General features: G+C 67.4%; 21 protein-coding genes. 9 read left to right on the forward strand and 12 right to left on the reverse strand.

What is annotated here, in order from left to right; all coding sequences use genetic code 11:
* Positions 1–137 precede the first annotated feature (137 nt).
* Together QNO10_RS06135 and QNO10_RS06140 are read right to left on the reverse strand one after the other, a co-directional pair.
* Complete coding sequence (locus QNO10_RS06135; RefSeq protein WP_229948695.1) at positions 138–971, reverse strand: SDR family oxidoreductase; 834 nt, start codon at positions 969–971, stop codon at positions 138–140.
* 70 nt (positions 972–1,041) lie between these two features.
* On the reverse strand, positions 1,042–1,470 hold the full coding sequence (locus tag QNO10_RS06140; protein ID WP_229948693.1) for a VOC family protein: 429 nt from the start codon (positions 1,468–1,470) through the stop codon (positions 1,042–1,044).
* Between the two features lie 100 nt (positions 1,471–1,570).
* Between QNO10_RS06140 and QNO10_RS06145 the strand changes: the two genes are divergently transcribed.
* Positions 1,571–2,554 (forward strand): helix-turn-helix transcriptional regulator, encoded by a 984-nt coding sequence (locus QNO10_RS06145; RefSeq protein WP_229948690.1) that lies wholly within the window; start codon positions 1,571–1,573, stop codon positions 2,552–2,554.
* A gap of 15 nt (positions 2,555–2,569) precedes the next feature.
* Here the strand turns inward: QNO10_RS06145 and QNO10_RS06150 are convergent, their stop codons facing one another.
* The 5 genes from QNO10_RS06150 to QNO10_RS06170 all read right to left on the reverse strand — a co-directional run bounded on the left by QNO10_RS06150 (position 2,570) and on the right by QNO10_RS06170 (position 6,600).
* Positions 2,570–3,136 (reverse strand): MOSC domain-containing protein, encoded by a 567-nt coding sequence (locus QNO10_RS06150; RefSeq protein WP_229948687.1) that lies wholly within the window; start codon positions 3,134–3,136, stop codon positions 2,570–2,572.
* A gap of 31 nt (positions 3,137–3,167) precedes the next feature.
* Positions 3,168–4,472, reverse strand: coding sequence for a Y-family DNA polymerase (locus QNO10_RS06155; protein WP_229948685.1), 1,305 nt, complete (start codon positions 4,470–4,472; stop codon positions 3,168–3,170).
* Entirely contained in the window at positions 4,465–4,884 is a 420-nt protein-coding gene (locus tag QNO10_RS06160; protein WP_229948683.1) for a LexA family protein, read from the reverse strand. Before QNO10_RS06160 ends, QNO10_RS06155 begins: the two co-directional genes overlap by 8 nt.
* 107 nt (positions 4,885–4,991) lie before the next feature.
* Positions 4,992–5,510 carry a TM2 domain-containing protein gene (locus QNO10_RS06165; protein WP_229948681.1) on the reverse strand — a complete coding sequence of 173 codons (519 nt, stop codon included), beginning with the start codon at positions 5,508–5,510 and terminating at the stop codon, positions 4,992–4,994.
* Positions 5,511–5,592: 82 nt separating this feature from the next.
* Positions 5,593–6,600: an NAD-dependent epimerase/dehydratase family protein gene (locus QNO10_RS06170; protein ID WP_229948679.1), complete on the reverse strand. Its 1,008-nt coding sequence runs from the start codon at positions 6,598–6,600 to the stop codon at positions 5,593–5,595.
* Positions 6,601–6,721: 121 nt separating this feature from the next.
* Here QNO10_RS06170 and QNO10_RS06175 point away from each other — a divergent pair, with 121 nt between their 5' ends.
* Both QNO10_RS06175 and QNO10_RS06180 read left to right on the forward strand, forming a co-directional pair.
* The gene (locus QNO10_RS06175) at positions 6,722–7,567 is read left to right on the forward strand and encodes an aldo/keto reductase (protein ID WP_229948677.1); all 846 of its coding nucleotides are present in this window, start codon (positions 6,722–6,724) and stop codon (positions 7,565–7,567) included.
* 25 nt (positions 7,568–7,592) lie between these two features.
* Positions 7,593–7,937 (forward strand): hypothetical protein, encoded by a 345-nt coding sequence (locus tag QNO10_RS06180; RefSeq protein ID WP_229948675.1) that lies wholly within the window; start codon positions 7,593–7,595, stop codon positions 7,935–7,937.
* 53 nt (positions 7,938–7,990) lie between these two features.
* Here QNO10_RS06180 and QNO10_RS06185 read toward each other — a convergent pair whose 3' ends face one another.
* Positions 7,991–8,320: a hypothetical protein gene (locus tag QNO10_RS06185; RefSeq protein WP_229948674.1), complete on the reverse strand. Its 330-nt coding sequence runs from the start codon at positions 8,318–8,320 to the stop codon at positions 7,991–7,993.
* Positions 8,321–8,397: 77 nt separating this feature from the next.
* Here QNO10_RS06185 and QNO10_RS06190 point away from each other — a divergent pair, with 77 nt between their 5' ends.
* The gene (locus QNO10_RS06190) at positions 8,398–9,102 is read left to right on the forward strand and encodes an SOS response-associated peptidase (protein WP_229948673.1); all 705 of its coding nucleotides are present in this window, start codon (positions 8,398–8,400) and stop codon (positions 9,100–9,102) included.
* A gap of 70 nt (positions 9,103–9,172) precedes the next feature.
* Here the strand turns inward: QNO10_RS06190 and QNO10_RS06195 are convergent, their stop codons facing one another.
* Positions 9,173–10,147 (reverse strand): aldo/keto reductase, encoded by a 975-nt coding sequence (locus QNO10_RS06195; RefSeq protein ID WP_229948671.1) that lies wholly within the window; start codon positions 10,145–10,147, stop codon positions 9,173–9,175.
* 98 nt (positions 10,148–10,245) lie between these two features.
* On the opposite strand from QNO10_RS06195, the gene QNO10_RS06200 reads away from it, so the two are divergent.
* From QNO10_RS06200 to QNO10_RS06210, 3 genes are all read left to right on the forward strand, one after another.
* Complete coding sequence (locus QNO10_RS06200) at positions 10,246–11,031, forward strand: thioesterase family protein (protein WP_229948668.1); 786 nt, start codon at positions 10,246–10,248, stop codon at positions 11,029–11,031.
* Between the two features lie 3 nt (positions 11,032–11,034).
* On the forward strand, positions 11,035–11,775 hold the full coding sequence (locus tag QNO10_RS06205) for a lipoate--protein ligase family protein (RefSeq protein ID WP_229948665.1): 741 nt from the start codon (positions 11,035–11,037) through the stop codon (positions 11,773–11,775).
* A 100-nt stretch (positions 11,776–11,875) separates the two neighbouring features.
* A complete protein-coding gene (locus QNO10_RS06210; protein ID WP_229948664.1) occupies positions 11,876–12,655 on the forward strand; it encodes a pullulanase X25 domain-containing protein in 780 nt (259 codons plus the stop codon).
* On the opposite strand, the gene QNO10_RS06215 is transcribed toward QNO10_RS06210, so the two are convergent.
* From QNO10_RS06215 to QNO10_RS06225, 3 genes are all read right to left on the reverse strand, one after another.
* The gene (locus QNO10_RS06215; protein WP_229948662.1) at positions 12,652–14,094 is read right to left on the reverse strand and encodes a lipase maturation factor family protein; all 1,443 of its coding nucleotides are present in this window, start codon (positions 14,092–14,094) and stop codon (positions 12,652–12,654) included. The genes QNO10_RS06210 and QNO10_RS06215 overlap by 4 nt on opposite strands.
* Before the next feature lie 61 nt (positions 14,095–14,155).
* Complete coding sequence (locus tag QNO10_RS06220; RefSeq protein ID WP_229948660.1) at positions 14,156–14,839, reverse strand: SDR family NAD(P)-dependent oxidoreductase; 684 nt, start codon at positions 14,837–14,839, stop codon at positions 14,156–14,158.
* A 159-nt stretch (positions 14,840–14,998) separates the two neighbouring features.
* Positions 14,999–15,721: an SDR family oxidoreductase gene (locus tag QNO10_RS06225; RefSeq protein WP_229948656.1), complete on the reverse strand. Its 723-nt coding sequence runs from the start codon at positions 15,719–15,721 to the stop codon at positions 14,999–15,001.
* Positions 15,722–15,782: 61 nt separating this feature from the next.
* On the opposite strand from QNO10_RS06225, the gene QNO10_RS06230 reads away from it, so the two are divergent.
* The gene (locus tag QNO10_RS06230; protein ID WP_229948651.1) at positions 15,783–16,139 is read left to right on the forward strand and encodes a MerR family transcriptional regulator; all 357 of its coding nucleotides are present in this window, start codon (positions 15,783–15,785) and stop codon (positions 16,137–16,139) included.
* Between the two features lie 76 nt (positions 16,140–16,215).
* Positions 16,216–16,722 (forward strand): CGNR zinc finger domain-containing protein, encoded by a 507-nt coding sequence (locus tag QNO10_RS06235; protein WP_229948649.1) that lies wholly within the window; start codon positions 16,216–16,218, stop codon positions 16,720–16,722.
* Positions 16,723–16,877 lie beyond the last annotated feature (155 nt).

Raw genomic sequence — 16,877 nt, forward strand, 5'->3', positions numbered from 1 at the left:
ACCACACCGCAGCCGCCCGGGCAATCAGTGGTTCCGCAACGGCCGTCCCGGACCGGCAACCAAATGCAGTATGCCGGATCCGCGGGTCAGGTTGCGGTCCCGCGGCCGGCTGTGCCGGGCCACGGGACCGCAGCAGTTCAGCCGGTGACCTGGCTGCGCTGGCCGGTATCAACTGCGGCCACGGCACCGCCGTCGACCAGCAGGTCCGCGCCGGTCATGAAGCTGGCATCCTGGCTGAGCAGGAAGGCCGTGGCATTGGCGATGTCGAAGGCGGTGCCCAGGCGCTTGGTGCCGGAGGCCTCGATCATGGCACGCATTTGCGAGCCGGATTCGCCGGAGAGTTCCTGCTGGCCCATCGGGGTGGAAATGACACCCGGGCTGATGCTGTTCACGCGTGCCCCGCGGGCACCCCAGCGCAGGCTGGCCGTCTGGACGCGGACCTGGTTGGCGCGCTTGGCCACGCTGTAGGCGTGTCCGGGGTGGTCGATGCCGGCAACAAACGGATTGAGCAGCAGATCATCGGCGGGTGCGGTGGCCAGGCTTGCCAGCACGTCGGCAGGCATCTGGCCGCCGGCCATGTAGGCGGACATGCTGGAAATGACGACCCCGGCACCGCCCGGGGTGATGACCTTCTCGAATTCCTCCAGCACTACTGCCACACCGAACAGGTCCACCTTCCAGATGGCCTCCACCGGTGCCTGGACGGGGGAGAGTCCGGCAGTGTGGACGACGCCGGTCACGGCACCGAGCTCGCGGGCGGTTGCGGCCAGCGCGGCCACGGACGTCCGTGAGGAGACATCGACCTGCTGGGAGACGACGTCGTAGCCCTCACCCAGAGCGGTGGCCACGGTGCTCTCCAGCAGCTCTTCGCTGAAGTCGGCTACCAGGACCTTCCGTCCCGCACCTGACCGGCGCATCACCGCCTGCCCCATGCCGCCCATGCCGATAATTACCAGTACTTCCGAGGCCATAACGCTCCCATGTCAAAGGTACCGGCGGAGAGAACCGCCGGTACCTCGACAATAATGGTGTCCGGGCCTTTTAGCCGGCGGGGGCATACGCGACTGCGACGTCCAGCACCCAGACGACGCCGAAGCGGTCCTGCACCATTCCGTAGGCGGGGGAGAAGGCCGAGGGGGCAAGGTCCTGCAGCACGGTCGAGCCCTCCACAAGCCGGTTCCAGAGATCGGTGATCTCCTCCGCCGAGTCGCCGCGGACCGAGACGAAGAAGGATTTGTCCCCTTGGTCGTAGGGAACGCTGGACGGGACGTCGTAGGCCATGACAGCGAAGCCGCTTCCGCCGAGGACCTGCCCGAACTTCACCTGGCCGGCCTCCTCCGGCCGCTCGACGCTGTAGGCCTCCTCGTTGGTCACGACGACCAGGGAACCGCCGAAGACCGAGTGGTAGAACTCCAGCGCCGCCTTGGCCTCGCCGCGGAAGTTCAGGTGGGGTGTGGTGGTGACAGACATGGGTTGCTCCTTCTGGATAGCCCGGGTATTTCCCGGTAACACCCAGTCTTCTCGCAGTAGAGGTCAGGTTCTGGCCGCTACTTCGATTATTTTTTATCGTATGACCACCACGACGTCGCGGCTCCTGCAGCTGCTTTCACTCCTGCAGACACCCCGGAAGTGGCCTGGGCAGGCGCTGGCAGACCGCCTCGAGACCAGCCCCCGGACCGTGCGCCGCGACGTCGACCGGCTCCGGGAGATGGGATACCGCATCTCCGCGCTGAAGGGGCCGGACGGGGGTTACCGCCTGGAGGCGGGTTCCGAGCTGCCGCCGCTGCTTTTCGACGAGGACCAGGTGCTGGCGCTCGCCGTCGCGCTGCAGTCCGCACCGCTCACGGGTGCGGGCATCGAGGAGGCCGCCGCCCGGGCGATGGCCACGGTGCGGCAGGTGATGCCCTCCCGGCTCCGCCACCGTCTGGACGCACTGCAGTTCACCGTGCTGCCCGCCGGTTCCGGTGCCGCCGGGTCTGTCCAGCCGGAGGTGCTCCTGGCCCTCTCCACAGCCGTCCGGTCCCGTCAGATGCTGCGCTTCGACTACGCGGGCACAGCGCCGGATAACGACGGCGGGTTCGTCCCGCCGCGCCGGGTGGAACCGCACCATCTGGTGGCCACCCGGGGACGCTGGTACCTGGTGGGCTGGGACCTGGACCGGAACGGCTGGCGGATCTTCCGGGCCGACCGGATTACGCCGAAGCTTCCCGCCGGTGCCCGGTTCCGGCAGCGGGACCTGCCGGGCGGCAGCGTTCAGGCTTTTGTCTCTGCCCGGTTCCGGGGAGCGGAACCGGGTGCGGGTCCCGGCTGGCCCTGCCGGGGCGCCGTGGTCCTGCACCTGCCGGCGGAAGACGTCGTGCCGTTTGCCGGGGACGGCATAGTTGAATCCCTCGGCACCGGCCGGTGCCGGCTGGAAGCGGGCTCCTGGTCCTGGATCTCGCTCGCGGCTTCGTTCGGCAGGTTCGACGCCGGTCTTGAAGTGGAGGGTCCGCCCGAGCTGGCGGCAGCCTTCGGAGAACTGGGCGCCCGGTTCACCTCGGCCGCAGGGCGCTGAGGCATAGACCCAGGCTTAGGGAAGCCGGCCAGGCCTCAGCAGCGAAGGGACGGCAGCCCGGGCCGGGTCCAGCGGCACGGGGCTGATCAGCACGGCCGGCCCGCGGTGAAGTGTTCCGCTGCTCAGCGGCCGGCAGCGCAGCCCGCCCCGGCCCCGCATCGCCTTGTGCGCGCCGGGCGCCAGGACCTGGTCCATCCAGGCGCACGGGTGGGCCTGCCTGCCGCCATGGAATTCCACCCGGCCATCCGCAGACTCCAGAACGAAGTCCTGGCCCAGCAGCGGTGCCAGTTCGGCGCCGCGGAGCACAACGTTCCGGCGGGGGAGCAGCGGGTCGAAGGGGCGCGCACCAAGCTCTGCGGCGATGGCGTCCAGCGACTCAATGGCGAACAGGGTTACGGCCGCATCCATGTGGGCTGCCTTGCCGAAGAACCGGTCGCCCGCGATGCCTTTGCCGGACACCACCTCCACGCTGTCCGCATCCGTGGTGGCGACGTCGGCCGCACCATCCCTGGCCCGGCCGAAGTAGGCATGCGCGGGAGAGACCAGCAGGTGCAGGATCTCGACGTCGTACGCATAACTCATGCCTCCACGCTATCCGGTGCCCGGACGGTCCCTAGACCGCCTTCACCACCGGCAGCTCGCTCCACTCCGTGGTGTACCGCGGGGAGGAGTACCGGCGGGCCATGGTCCATTCCGGCGTCGCCGTGGACATGCCCGCCAAGCCGAGGCCGATGCTCGCCGCGCCGTATTTGTCCGTGACCTTTCCCAGCAGCTCGCCCAGGTTCCGGCGTTCCTGGGCGGAGACGAACTCGTCAAAGAGCGGCTGCGCGCCGGCGGACTCCAGGCCGCTGAGCATCACCCCGGCCTTCGTGTACGGCACGCCCTCCACCACCTGGGCCTCCAGGGCGCCGACGGCGGCCCGGCTGAGGATCACGGGATCCGACGTCGGGGACGCCAGCCGGACAGTGGCCGAGGGGAACGACGCCGCCCGCTCACTGAAATGGGAGGTCCCGGCATATGCGGTCAGGATGCTCGCCTGCTGCCCCTCGCGCTCCAGCCGGGCCGCTGCCTGCTGGGCATAGATGCTCATCACCTGGCGCATCTCCGCGCCCGTGGTGACCGGAGTGGAGAAACTGCGGGAGAAGATCAGCTGCTTGCGGTCGGCCCGCTCCTCCTCGTGCGGGATGCACGCGGTGCCGTTGAGCTCCAGGACGGTGCGCTGCAGGGTGACCGAGAACTTCCGGCGGATCAGCGCAGGATCGGCGGCCCGCAGGTCCGCGACGGTGGAGATCCCCATCGCGTCGAGTTTCGTGCCCAACCGTGAGCCCACACCCCACAGGCCCGTGACCGGGACCCGGGACATGATCGCCTCCACCGCTGCCGGGTCCATGGTTTCCAGGTTGCAGACGCCCTGCAGATGCCGGTTCTGCTTGGCGATCCGGTTGGCGAACTTGGCCAGGGTCTTGGTGGTGCCGATGCCCACGCAGACGGGCAGTCCGGTGTGCGTGGCGACGGCGGTGCGGATGGTTGCGCCCTGTGCCTCCAAGCCGCGCGGAGTTCCAGCGAGCCCGAGTAAGGATTCATCAATAGAGTAGACCTCCTGCCACAACGCGTAGCGGCCCAGCAGCTGCATGACCCGGGAACTGAGATCCCCGTACAGCTCATAGTTGCTGGAGCGCTGGATGAGGCCCACATGCGGGGCGGACTCGGCGAGCTTAAACCAGGGTGTGCCGGTCTTGATGCCCAGCGCCTTTGCCTCATCGGAACGGGCCACCACGCAGCCGTCGTTGTTGGACAGCACCACCACCGGCACGCCGGCGAGTTTCGGATCGAAAGCGCGCTCACAGGAGACATAGAAGCTGTTGACATCCACCAGGGCGATCCGCTGGGAGGCTCCCGGGGTGGAAGACTCAGACATGGTGCAGGCAGCGGGTCACAACGCCCCAGACGGACAGTTCCGACGGTTCGGCCACCAGGATGTCCGGGTACCCGGGCGCTTCGGCGTGCAGCACGATGCGCCCGCCGCCCAGGAGCAGCCGGCGGACCGTCAGTTCCCCGTCCACCACGGCCACGACGACGGCGCTGTCCCGCGGTGTGAGGGAACGGTCCACAATCAGTTCGTCGCCGTTACAGATGCCGGCGCCCGCCATGGAGTCACCCTCCACCCGTACGACGTAGGTGGAGGTGGGATCGCGGATCAGGTGCCGGTTGAGGTCGATCCGGCCGTCGAAGTAGTCCCGGGCCGGGCTGGGGAAACCGGCCGCGGTGGCGGCGTCAGTCTCCGCCGGGGGCGCCGGGCGGCGCGAACGGTCCGCTGAGAAAACCGCCATGCCGAGGCCTCCCTGGGGACATCACTAGAACATACTTTCGAACCCAGCCTAGCACCCGGACAGCCTTCCGCCCGGGACCACGCCCGGGCGGAAAAGCCCCCAGCGGATTACTTGAGCGGGATCCCCTGCGCGTCGGTGCGGAACGTCCGGGCGTTGGCGAGAATCATCACGCCTTCCACGAAGCCCCACACGGCACCCAGACCGGTGAAGCAGGTGAGGACAACCTGTGCGATCCCCACACCGTTATTGCCCAGATAGAACCGGTGGACGCCGAAGCCGCCAAGGAAGACTCCCAGCAGCCCGGCAACGAGGCGGGATTTCTGCTGCCCCTGTTGCGGGTGGTGATAACCGGACTGGTGGTAACCCTGGCCGGGGGCATGCTGCTGCTGGTTCGGATAGCCCTGGACCTGCTGGTTCGGGTAGCCCTGGGCCTGCTGGCTGGGGTAGCCCTGCCCGCTGCCCGGGTACTGGGCGGGCCGGTCCTGATAGCCCGGGGGCTGCTGCTGAGGGGGAGTCGGACGCGGAGCCGGCTCGGCCTTTTTGGGGTAGGCGTATTGCCCGTCCCAGTCATCGGGCTCCCCGTGGTTGTCGTGGTTGCTTCCCGGGTAAGGCCCGTTACCTGACATGGTTTTCCTCCAAAGATTTATGCTGTCTGCACTCTAACAGCCGGCCTGCGCCTCGGGTACGGACTTCACCCCGGCCATATACCTAGGCGCCGGCGCGGACCCACCGCGCCATCCGGTCGCTGAGGTCCATCCAGCCGGTATCCAGTGTTCGCTCCTGCGGATGGGCATCGTGCCACTGCACGATTTCGCGGGCACCTTCGGCAAAGGGGATCACTGCCCGGTAGCCGGGGACCAGGGACTTGATCTTGCTGTTGTCGAAGATCACCGAATGGCTCTTGTCGCCCAGCAGTCCAGGACCGCGCCCCGGATCCTGCTGCGCGATGGTCTCCGAGGCCACATGCACGAGCAGCGGTTCCGGGACGCCGGCCGCCGCCGCCAGGGAACGGTAAATGGCGTCCCAGGGCAAAAACTCATCGGACGTAATGGTGTAACTCTCGCCGATGGCAGCCGGCCGGCCCAGCAGACCCACGAAGGCCTTGGCAAAATCGCGGCTGTGGGTCAGCGTCCACAAGGACGTGCCGTCACCGGGAACCACCACCGGCAGTCCGGCGCGCATCCGGTGGATGTCCGTCCAGTGCCCGGACAGCGGGACCATCGTCGCGTCATAGGTGTGGGACGGGCGGACGACCGTGCCCGGAAAACCCTCGTTCCGGTAGGCCTGCACCAGGATCTCCTCCCCGGCGATCTTGTCCCGCGAATACTGCCAGAACGGGTTGCGCAGCGGGGTGGACTCCAGCACCGGCAGCCGGGCCGGCGGCTTCTGGTAAGCCGACGCGGAGCTGATGAAGACATACTGGCCGGTCCGGCCCCGGTACAGCTCGACCGCGGCTGCCACATGCTCGGCGGTGAAGGACAGGAAGTCTGCGACGGCGTCGAACGTGCGGCCGCCCAAGGCGGTCCGGACAGCCGCAGGATCACGCACATCGGCGGAGAGGACCTCGACGCCGGCCGGCACCGGACGCTTGGTGGAGACGCCGCGGTTGAGCACCGTGACCCGGTGCCCCAGGCTGGAAGCGTGCGCGGCGGCAGCGGAGCTGATCACCCCGGTTCCACCGATGAAGAGCAGATCGAGAGCCGTGGAATGTGTCATGGCAGGTTTCCTCAGGTGATTCCTTGACTGGGGGCAGGAGCCGGGCTTAGGTGGAGGTGCCCGGCTCCAACTGCACCCAGCCTAGATGACCTAGATGACCTCGCCGCAGGAAAGGCATCCCATGACAGAGAGTCCCCGCCCCGTTGTCCCCGAACTGACGCTTGGGAACTCCGTGCGCATTCCACAGTTGGGCTTCGGCGTCTTCCAGGTTCCGCCGGGGCAGACACAGGAAGTGGTGGAGGATGCCCTGGCGGCCGGGTACCGGCACATCGACACCGCGGCCGCCTACCGCAACGAGGCCGGCGTGGGAGCGGCCATCGCGGCGTCGGGCATTCCCCGGTCCGAGATCTTCGTGACCACCAAGCTGCGCAACGGCGACCAGGGACGGGCGAGGGCGGCGTTCCTGGACAGTCGGCGAGCGCTGAACCTCGACGTCGTCGACCTGTACCTGATCCACTGGCCGGTGCCGTCCCAGGGAATGTTCGTGCAGGCATGGAAGGACCTTGAGTCCCTGTACCGGGACGGCTACATGCGGGCGATCGGGGTCTCGAACTTCCTCGCCGGCCATCTGGACGCCCTGTACGAGCAGAGCCAGGTGCTGCCGGCGGTGAACCAGATCGAACTGCATCCCGGTTTCCAGCAGGCAGCGCTCGCCGCCGACACCATGTCCCGCGGCATCGCGGTGGAGGCCTACAGTCCGCTGGGGCAGGGCACCGAGCTGTCCGGGAGCGAAGTGGCGGCGCTCGCTGAAAAGTATGGAGCCACGCCCGCGCAGGTGGTGCTGGCCTGGCACCTGGGGTCGGGGCGGATCGTCATTCCCAAGTCGGCCGACCCGGGGCGGATGCGGGAGAACCTCGCCGCGGCCGCGCTGGACCTGGCGCAGGAGGACCTGGATCTCCTGGACGGGCTCGACGGCGGCCGCCGGATCGGCGCCGATCCGGCGACGGCGGCGTTCAGCCAGCTCTGACTCCGCAGACCGTCCGGGAGGACAGATGCCCCCTTCTCAGACAGTGTTGGAACTCCTGCCCCGGATCGCTGCCGAGCTGCAGGCGGACGGGCCGCTGACCGTGGGCACCATGTTCCGCAGTCCCGGCCTGCGCACCGGAACCAAGATTGTGGCCTTCCTTGGCTCCGGCGATTACCTGATGGTGAAACTGCCACAGCCCAGGGCGGCGGAGCTTATTGCTGCAGGCGCTGCGGAGCCGGTCACCATGGGTAGGCGCACAATGCGGGAATGGATCGAGGTACCGGCTGCCGCAGACCTTGAAGCTACGGCACACCGGTGGACGGAGCTCACCCGCGAGGCGCTGGAATACGTCCGCAGCCTTCCGGGTTAGCGCGGCAATCAGCCGGCCTGGATCCGGGCGTCGGGGTGGCGGGCCGCCCGACTTCAGCCGGTTTCACGGGCCGTGCGGTCCCCGAGCGTCTCCTTGCGGGAGTTGTTGGTCCGGCGGGTCACCGCGGACGCCCATACCCAGGTGGCCCGCCGCAGCCCGGCATCCTCCCAGAGCACCTGCACGGCGCGGGAGGACCAGCTGCACGCCTCGCCCTTCACCCGCTCGGCGGCTCCGGGGAACCGGATCCAGGCCCACACCGGCACACCGGGCACCGAAGTGGTGACCGGATTGTGCTCGAAATCCAGCTCTTCCGGTGTAAGGCTGATCGGCTCGGCCCGCCGCGCATAGCGGGCCGCCAGCCGCTCGGCCGCGTCCTGGTTCATATAAATAGAATATATGTTCGAATATCGGTCCGGATACCGCGGGTGTCCACGGCAGGGCATGGTGCACAATAGGTGCCATGTGCGGACGCTATGTGATGGCAAGGGCGACGTCGGACCTGGTCTCGGCGTTCGCCGTCGAACAGACAGTGGGGCCGGACATACGGCCGTCCTGGAACGTGGCGCCTACCGATGACGTGCGGATTGTCACCGAGCGGTACGCCAACGACGCAGCCGTCCGGCGGCTGGCGACGGCGAAATGGGGGCTGGTGCCTGTCTGGGCCAAGGATCCTAAGATCGGGTCCCGGATGATTAATGCCCGGCGGGAAACCCTCCTGGAAAAGCCGGCGTTCCGCAAGGCGGCCGTGAAGCGCCGGGCCCTGGTGCCGGCGGACGGCTACTACGAGTGGGAGAAGTCCCCGTACGGAAAGATCCCCACCTACCTGTATTCCGGGAAGCAGGATCCGCTGGCCTTCGCCGGACTGTACGAGTTCTGGCCGGATCCGGCGCTGCCTGAGGATCATGAGCACAAGTGGCTGCTGAGCGTCACCATCATCACCACGCAGGCCACGGACGCCCTGGGCCACATCCACGACCGCACCCCGCTGATCATCCCGCCGGACCTTTACTCGGACTGGCTGGACCCGAAACTGACGGACGGGGCCGACGTCGCCCAGCTCCTCGACGCCGTGCCCGAGCCGACGCTCACCCCGCGGGTGGTCTCCTCCGAGGTGAACTCGGTCCGCAACAACGGGCCGCAGCTGATTGAGCCTGCGAGCGCCTGACACAGTGGGTGCCGGCAGCCGGCGGCTGCCACCGGACCCGGCGCTGGACCCGGCACCGGGAGTCCTCACCTCACCAGGCGTAATCCTCCGGGGCGGGCGAGTGCCCGGGAAAGATCTCATCCAGCCGGTCCAGCGCCGCTGAATCCAGGGTCACATCCAGGGCCAGCAAGGCCTCATCCAGCTGTTCCTGGGTACGTGGACCCACTAGAGGCGCGGTCACCGCCGGCTGGTGCAGCAGCCAGGCCAGGGCCAGCACTCCGGGCAGGATCTCCAGCTCCGCGGCCAGGGCCTCGTACCGCCGGATCTGGTCCTCATGCTTCACCAGCAGGTCCCGTACCCTGCCCTCGGCCCGCCGTCCGCCGCCGTCGGCCTCTTTCTGCAGGATCCCGCCCAGCAGGCCGCCCTGCAGGGGAGACCATGGCAGGATTCCCAGCCCGTACTGCTGTGCGGCCGGAAGGACTTCCAGCTCCACGGACCGGTTGATCAGGTTGTAGATGGACTGTTCGCTCACCAGCCCCGCGAAGTTCCGGCGGCGGGCGTTTTCCTGGGCCTGGGCAATATGCCAGCCCGCAAAGTTGCTGCTGCCGTTGTAGATGACCTTCCCCTGCGTGACGGCCACCTCCATGGCCTGCCAGATCTCGTCCCAGGGCGTGTTCCGGTCCACATGGTGGAACTGGTAGAGGTCAACGTAGTCCGTCTGCAGCCGCTGCAGGCTGGCGTCCAGGGCGCGGCGGATGTTCAGTGCGGAGAGGAAGGTGTCATTGGGGCGTTCGCTCATGGAGCCGTAGAGCTTGGTGCCCAGGACGGTGTCCTCGCGCCTCCCGCCGCCCTTGGCGAACCAGCGGCCGATGATCTGCTCGGTCCAGCCCTTGTTCTCACCCCAGCCGTACACGTTAGCGGTATCGAAGAAGTTGATGCCGGTGTCCCGGGCGGAATCCATGATGGCGTGGGCGTCCGCCTCCCCGGTCTTCGGTCCGAAGTTCATGGTGCCCAGGCACAGGCGGGACACGGACAGGCCGGAGCGGCCCAGATGGGTATATTCCATCCGGCCAGTGTGCGCTCCGTTACGCCCCTGGGCCAGCCGTCCGGACGCACTGGGGTAGCCTGAAAGCCAATTCCGGAACGGCAGGGAGAAGCACGCACGTGGCTGAATCGTATTACCGCTCACTGGGCAACGACGCCTATGAGGCAACCATCCATACCCAGGGGGCCTGGAACCCGCAGGAGCAGCACATGGCTCCCATCTCCGGGCTGCTGGCGCACTGCCTGGAGCAGTTCCAGCCCCGCCCCGAGCTCCGCATGGCCCGCATCAGCTACGACATCTTCGGGCTGATCCCGCGCACCACCTTCGAGGTGAAAACCTCCGTCCTGCGTCCCGGGCGCACCATCGAACTGGTGCAGGCCGAAATGGTGGCCGATGGCCGCACCGCCGTGCGGGCCACCGCCTGGCGCCTTGCCCGCGGCGCCACGCCGGAGGTCGCCGCCCTCGAAGACGCACCCATGCCCGGCCCGGCGGAAGCCGGCTCCCACGAGGGGATGACGGCCTGGCCGGGAGCATTCATTGAATCCGTGGAAAAGCGGGCGCTTCCCGGGCTGCGGCCCGGCCGCGGCCGGGCCTGGCTGCGCACCCCGCACGAAATGGTGGAGGGCATGCCGACGTCGGACCTGGTGCGCCTGGTGGGCATGGTGGATACCGCCAACGGCATTTCCACCCGGGTACCGCCGGGCGGGGACAGCTACATGTTCCCGAACGTGGACCTGCAGCTGCACCTGCACCGGGATCCCCGCGGGGAGTGGCTGGGCCTGGATACCCGGGTGACCTTCGGCACCGACGGCATCGGCCTGACCTCGGCGGTGCTGCACGACCTGGATGGACCGTTCGGGCGCAGCGAGCAGATCCTCACCGTCCGGCCGCTCGGCGGAGCGTAGGCAGTGTCCGCCGCGCTGGAGGTGTTCCGGCAGGATGAATCCCTGGGTGCTGCGGCAGACCTCGACTTCGCGCTCGCCATGCTCGATGCCGTCCGCCGCGGCGAACTCGGTCCTGCCCTGCGGATCTACCGTCCCCGGCCCACGGTGGCCCTGGGACAGCGCGACGCCAAGCTGCCCGGCTTCACCGCCGCACAGGACGCCTGCCGCAGGCACGGGTTCGAGCCGCTGGTCCGCAAGGCCGGCGGCCGGGCCGCCGCCTACCATTCCGGCTGCCTGATCGTTGACCATGTGGAGCCCGACGGCGACGCGCTCGCAGGCTCCCGCAGACGGTTTGCCGACTTCGGCGAACTGCTGGCGGGCGCGTTCCGCAAAGCAGGCGTGCCCGCCGGTGTGGGCGAGATTCCGGGGGAGTACTGTCCCGGAGAGTTCACCGTCCACGGTGGACCCGGTGGCAGGGATCGGATCAAGCTGGTGGGCACCGCCCAGCGGGTCGTTGCCGGCGCCTGGCTCTTTTCCTCGGTCCTGGTGGTGGAAAACCCCACACCGCTTCGCCGGGTCCTCACCGACTGTTACGCCGAACTGGGACTGGGCTGGGACCCGCGGACCGCCGGTGCTGCCAGCGACCTTGTGCCGGGGCTGGACCTGGACCAGGTGGAGGACGCCGTCCTGGCGGCCTATGCCGGCTACGCCCCACTGACCCCTGGGGACTTCCCCGGACTGCGGGGGAGAGTTGCGCAACACTAAGGCCGTGGTACTTCGTCCCGCCCGCCCGCGGGGATAGTGTTGATTGAGGTCAGCAGGCTTATCCGAAGCCGCTATCAATATTCATCACAAAGGAATTCCATTGGGCTCTGACACCGTTGAAAACACTGCGCTGCGGCTGCGAGCGGTCCTTGAGATCCTCGCCGCAGAGGACCCGTCAGTCACCGGCAAGGTCAGCCGGGATAAGGTGCTCGGCGCGGCCCTGGACCGGGTTCCGCTCGCAGGACGCGAAGCAGAGACCCTGGCCAGCGGCACCACCCGTGGCGAGCGTGCCCTGGTCAACGCCACCACCAAGCTGGTCAAGGCCGGCTGGATCCTCAAGGAAGCCCGCTCCGGCTGGAGCATCACCAGCCAGGGCCGCCAGGCCCTCCAGGACTTCCCGGAGCCGGCGCACCTCTCCGCCGCACTGAACGGCAAGCCCGCACCCGCACCCGCACCCGTCTCCCCGGCCGAGGAAGTCGTGGAAGAAGCCCTGCGCGACGCCGTCGCCGTTCCCTCGGCCCCCGCGGAGCAGCACGGCTCCCACCCGGAGACCGACGACTATGAGCCGTCCTTCCCGCAGCCGGAATCCGTCGCCCTCGCCGGTGACTTCGGCGCCGCGCTCGGCATCGAGGACTGGGACCCCGCCGGTGCGCAGTTCGTGTTCGACCGCCACGACGAACTGTGGAAGCTCACGCTGGACCTTCCCGAAGGCACGTACGCCTACAAGGTGGCCCTGAACGGTTCCTGGGACGAGAACTACGGGTTCGACGCGCACCGCGACGGCGGAAACATTGAAACCCACCACGAGGGCGGTCCGCTGACCTTCCTGTACGACCACGCGACGCATAACGTGGTCACGAAGTCCGAAGTCCGCGCCTAGTACCGGCGCTGCACAGGACCCGGTCCTTCGACCGGGTCCACCAGCAGCCCCGCCGGCTCCCGTACCCACCACACTCGTTCACGGCGGAGTTCCGCCGGCGTGGAATAGCGGTAGCGGTAGACCCGGGCCCGGATCCAGCGGGGCGGCTCGCCGTCGAAGGGATCCCTGCGCAGCAGGCGTAGGGTCCGGCGGTCGCCGGCGAGCAGTTTCCGCAGCAGTTCCGGGAACCAGGCGCCGGAGGCACCGAGGCCCAGGAACCACATCATCCAGTCCAGCCGCAGATGGTAGGGCGCAAACTGGCGCGGCATCCGCTGCGGATCTCCCGGCTTGCCCTTGAATTCGTACTCCTGCCAGCGGGCCGCAGGCCCCGGCGGATCGTTGGTGCCTTCAATAACCACTTCGTCCCGGTGCCGGGTGATGCTGCCGAACGCGCCGTAGGCGTTGGACAGGTGCCAGCGGTTGAAGCTGGCATTCATCAGCTGGTTGCGGCTCACCAGGTTCTTCAGCGGCGCCCACGCCCAGTACAGCAGCGCCACGGTCACGGCGAGGACGACGACGGCGAACGCCAGCGGGGGTGCCGCAGTCTCCGGTGCGGCGAAGTGCGCCCCCGGGAGCACCTCCTGCACGGCCGAGTCGCTGATCGCGGTGCACGCCAGAAGGATCGTCAGGACGTTCAGCCAGGCGAAGTTGCCCGAGAGCACCAGCCAGAACTGTGTGGCGATCACGACCGCCGCCGCGATGGAGGCCACCGGCTGCGGAAAGAACAGGAAGAACGGCACCACCAGCTGGGCGAAATGGTTGCCCAGCACCTCCACCCGGTGCAGCGGCCGGGGCAGGTGGTGGAAGAACCAGCTGGCCGGGTTCGGCATCGGCTGGGTCTCGTGGTGGTAGTACAGGGCGGTCAGGTCCCGCCAGGCCTTGTCGCCGCGCAGCTTGATCAGGCCGGCGCCGAATTCCAGCCGGAACACCAGCCAGCGGAAGGCCCAGAGCACCGCCACCGGCGCCGCGACGTCGTTCGACCCCAGGAACGCGGCCAGGAACCCGGCCTCCAGCAGCAGCGACTCCCAGCCGAACCCGTAGAACGTCTGCCCGATGTTCACCACGGACAGGTACAACCCCCAGATCATCAGGAACGCCGCCATCGGCAGCCACCACGGCCCGGCCTGCGGTACACCCGCCACCAGCAGGGCCGCAACTGCGGCCCCCACCCAGACGACGGCGAGCAGGAACCGGTCCGAGTAGTGCCAGTGGAAGAGGGTGGGAATGCCCCGTCCCTTGATCCGGGCCAGGAAGCGCGGGGCCGGCAGCAGGCCGTTCTCGCCCAGCAGCGCCGGAAACTGGGCGGCGGCGGAGAGGAAGGCGACCAGGTACACGGCAGCGATGCCGCGCTGCAGCACCTGGCGGGCGAATTCGTATCCTTCGGCGTTGAACCATTCCATGGCATCTTCAGCCTAGCCCTCGATGACGGCCTGGCCGCCGCCGCTTTCGGCCGGGTATCTCCTAGAAGCGCAGCTCCCCGTGCTCGTCCCGGAGGGTTCCGGTCGGGCCCTCCGGGTCAAGGGTGGCGAGGCGTACGACGACTTGTGCGCTTTCTTCCGGTGGCCTCCCGATTCCGAAGCCGGCCGTCATATCCGTGGCAGTCGTGCCGGGTTCGAGTGCGTTGAACTTGATCCCGGGGTGGGCCTTGGCGTAGTGCACCGTGAGCATGGTCGCCGCCGTCTTGGACGCCGAGTAGAGGGCAAGCGGCAGGCCGAACTCCGGCCGATCAGGGTTGGTCACCGCCCAGAAGGACCCGGCGCTGCTCGAGATGGTGACCACATTTGCGTTGGCGGATCTGCGCAGCAGGGGGAGTGCTGCCTGCGTGACGCGGACAATACCTACTGCATTGGTATCGAAGGACCGGAGGGCGGAAGGGCCGTCCATCTCCGTCTCGAGGATGCCTGCGTTGTGGACCAGGACATCGAGCCGGCCCTCGGCGGCATCAATGCTCGCCAGTGCACTGCTGACTGAGGCGTCGTCCGTTACATCGAGCTGCACGAATCGGGCGCCCAGCCCTGCTGCGGCTTTCTCGCCCCGCTCGGCATCACGGGCGCCTATGTACACGACATGCCCCAACTCCAGCAGTTGCCTGGCAGTCTCGAATCCGATGCCCTTGTTTGCGCCCGTGATTAATGTGACGGTCATATTCTGTCCTCTCGGTTGTCTGCTCAAGCTGAGCCATTGCAACCGTATGGATGCCGGGATTCACCGGCCAGAGCCCTGCCCAGCCGGGGGTTTGGCAGGACCTCCTCTGTTGCTGTTCCACCTGCCCTGCCAGGCCCTAGGCTGGCTCCCGTGAGTGACTCAGGCGAAGGGGCCCATGCCTGCGTAAAAAGCTTCGGGAGGCAGGCTCAGCTGTTCTTTGACGGCCTGCGTGTTGACATCCAGAAACTCGTGCGACCCCTTAATCAGGGCATCGAGCACATCCGAGATGATCGCGTGGGGGTCGTTCTTGGGAATGTCCCAGTCCTTCATCATGTCGGTATCGGTGGAAGAGAGGTGCACGCCGATCACGTGTGTGCCCTGGCCCGCAAGCTCCAGCCGCGTGCTGTTGGTGAGCTGCCACTCGGCGGCCTTCGCGGCAGCGTAGGCACCGTTTCCCGGATACGAGCGGAAGGACAGCAGAGACATCACATTCAGAATCGCGCCGCCCCCGTTGGAACCGAGGACCGGCGCGAAGGCACGTGTCATTTCCAGGGTGCCCCAGAAATGGGTGTCCATTTCTGCCCGGATACGGCCGAGATCCCCGGTGAGCAGATTCGTGGCCGTAGCAATGCCCGCATTGTTGATCAGAAGATTCACATCCGTGGCCGTTGCGGCCGCCGCCTCAACGGTGGCCGGATCGGTGATGTCCACCACGAGCGCCTCAACCTGGCCGGGTGCTCCCAACTGCTCAAGAAGGCCGGCCTTCCCGGCCTGACGGGTGGTCGCGTAGATCTTCCGTGCACCCCGCTCAACCAACTGGGTGACGAACTCCCGTCCCAGCCCCCTGTTCGCTCCGGTTACCAGTGCAACTGTCTCAGTCATGTTCATGGCTCCACGGTAAAACCTGACGTCAGTGTCAGATTCAAGTCGAGGAAGGATCCATATGCGTATCGGGGTACTCGCTGCCCGCACGGGTGTAAGCGTGAGGTCGCTGCGGTATTACGAAACCCAGGGGCTGCTGGTCTCTTCCCGCACCGGCGGCGGACACCGCGAATACGAGGACTCCGCCGTCGACCGGGTGATCCTCATCCAGGAACTACTGGCCGCCGGTCTGACCAGCGCGGTGATCGTGCAATTGCTCCCCTGTATCTACTCGGGAACGACAACACCTTCCATGGTCAAACGCCTTGACCAGCAACGTGACCTCCTCGACCGGCGTGCCCGTGAGCTCCTCGCCACCAGGGACCGCCTGGACGACCTCATCATTGAAGCCCGCCACCGGCTGGCCAGCCATCAATAGACCGGGTCCTGACAGGGCCACCCCAATGTAACGGACAGAACTGGTTGTGCCCGTTACAAGGTGCTAGGTTGCAGGCATGAATGAGGATCTGATTGAGGCCTTGGTGAAAGTTGCCAGGACGCGGGCTGAAGGCCAGTGGCCTGAGCAACTGGACCTGGATGTTTTCCATAGGCTTCTCGAAGCCCCGGTGCCCGCAGCCGTGATGGTTGATGACGTGGCAGTTGCCCGGCATATCCGCGACGTGGTGGCCGCGGTCCTGGTGGACGGCACGGATGCCGAGGCCCGGAGCACCCTGAACAGCGTGGCGGAGACATACGCCATCGTGCCGCGGACGGACGAGAACGGACTTTACTTCCTGTCTCTTAGCGGCATCGCTGAGGGTGCCCTTTGGGCGCAGATCCTGGCCGACTTGATGCAGGCGGTCAGCGAAGGATGCCGGGACCGCATCGGCCGATGCGTATCCGCGCCGTGCATCGCACCGTTTCTCGACACCTCAACAGCAGGTGTACGGGAATTCTGTTCCACCCGTTGCGCAACGCGTGCCCGGGTACGCCGCCATCGTTCGAAAGTGAGTTCCTCATGACTGCAGTAATGCCGGCATACGGCCGGTACCGCCTCCCGGATACCGCAAATCTATACTCGCGGCTGCTGCACGCCGCCGGGCTATGGCTGCTTCGTAAGGCGCTGGATCCGCGCCTTACGGCCAATCGACCCAACATCATGCTGGAGCACCGGAAC

The organism is Arthrobacter sp. zg-Y919 (genome assembly GCF_030142045.1).
Classification (GTDB): domain Bacteria; phylum Actinomycetota; class Actinomycetes; order Actinomycetales; family Micrococcaceae; genus Arthrobacter_B.

What these genes read in the sequence shown, in the direction of transcription:
- QNO10_RS06215 (WP_229948662.1), bottom strand. Translation starts at nt 14,094, where the DNA reads ATGGAATGGTTCAACGCCGAAGGATACGAATTCGCCCGCCAGGTGCTG.
- QNO10_RS06140 (WP_229948693.1), bottom strand. Translation starts at nt 1,470, where the DNA reads ATGTCTGTCACCACCACACCCCACCTGAACTTCCGCGGCGAGGCCAAG.
- QNO10_RS06225 (WP_229948656.1), bottom strand. Translation starts at nt 15,721, where the DNA reads ATGACTGAGACAGTTGCACTGGTAACCGGAGCGAACAGGGGGCTGGGA.
- QNO10_RS06175 (WP_229948677.1), top strand. Translation starts at nt 6,722, where the DNA reads ATGACAGAGAGTCCCCGCCCCGTTGTCCCCGAACTGACGCTTGGGAAC.
- QNO10_RS06180 (WP_229948675.1), top strand. Translation starts at nt 7,593, where the DNA reads ATGCCCCCTTCTCAGACAGTGTTGGAACTCCTGCCCCGGATCGCTGCC.
- QNO10_RS06150 (WP_229948687.1), bottom strand. Translation starts at nt 3,136, where the DNA reads ATGAGTTATGCGTACGACGTCGAGATCCTGCACCTGCTGGTCTCTCCC.
- QNO10_RS06235 (WP_229948649.1), top strand. Translation starts at nt 16,216, where the DNA reads ATGAATGAGGATCTGATTGAGGCCTTGGTGAAAGTTGCCAGGACGCGG.
- QNO10_RS06160 (WP_229948683.1), bottom strand. Translation starts at nt 4,884, where the DNA reads ATGGCGGTTTTCTCAGCGGACCGTTCGCGCCGCCCGGCGCCCCCGGCG.
- QNO10_RS06170 (WP_229948679.1), bottom strand. Translation starts at nt 6,600, where the DNA reads ATGACACATTCCACGGCTCTCGATCTGCTCTTCATCGGTGGAACCGGG.
- QNO10_RS06165 (WP_229948681.1), bottom strand. Translation starts at nt 5,510, where the DNA reads ATGTCAGGTAACGGGCCTTACCCGGGAAGCAACCACGACAACCACGGG.
- QNO10_RS06185 (WP_229948674.1), bottom strand. Translation starts at nt 8,320, where the DNA reads ATGAACCAGGACGCGGCCGAGCGGCTGGCGGCCCGCTATGCGCGGCGG.
- QNO10_RS06195 (WP_229948671.1), bottom strand. Translation starts at nt 10,147, where the DNA reads ATGGAATATACCCATCTGGGCCGCTCCGGCCTGTCCGTGTCCCGCCTG.
- QNO10_RS06190 (WP_229948673.1), top strand. Translation starts at nt 8,398, where the DNA reads ATGTGCGGACGCTATGTGATGGCAAGGGCGACGTCGGACCTGGTCTCG.
- QNO10_RS06220 (WP_229948660.1), bottom strand. Translation starts at nt 14,839, where the DNA reads ATGACCGTCACATTAATCACGGGCGCAAACAAGGGCATCGGATTCGAG.
- QNO10_RS06155 (WP_229948685.1), bottom strand. Translation starts at nt 4,472, where the DNA reads ATGTCTGAGTCTTCCACCCCGGGAGCCTCCCAGCGGATCGCCCTGGTG.
- QNO10_RS06230 (WP_229948651.1), top strand. Translation starts at nt 15,783, where the DNA reads ATGCGTATCGGGGTACTCGCTGCCCGCACGGGTGTAAGCGTGAGGTCG.
- QNO10_RS06145 (WP_229948690.1), top strand. Translation starts at nt 1,571, where the DNA reads ATGACCACCACGACGTCGCGGCTCCTGCAGCTGCTTTCACTCCTGCAG.
- QNO10_RS06135 (WP_229948695.1), bottom strand. Translation starts at nt 971, where the DNA reads ATGGCCTCGGAAGTACTGGTAATTATCGGCATGGGCGGCATGGGGCAG.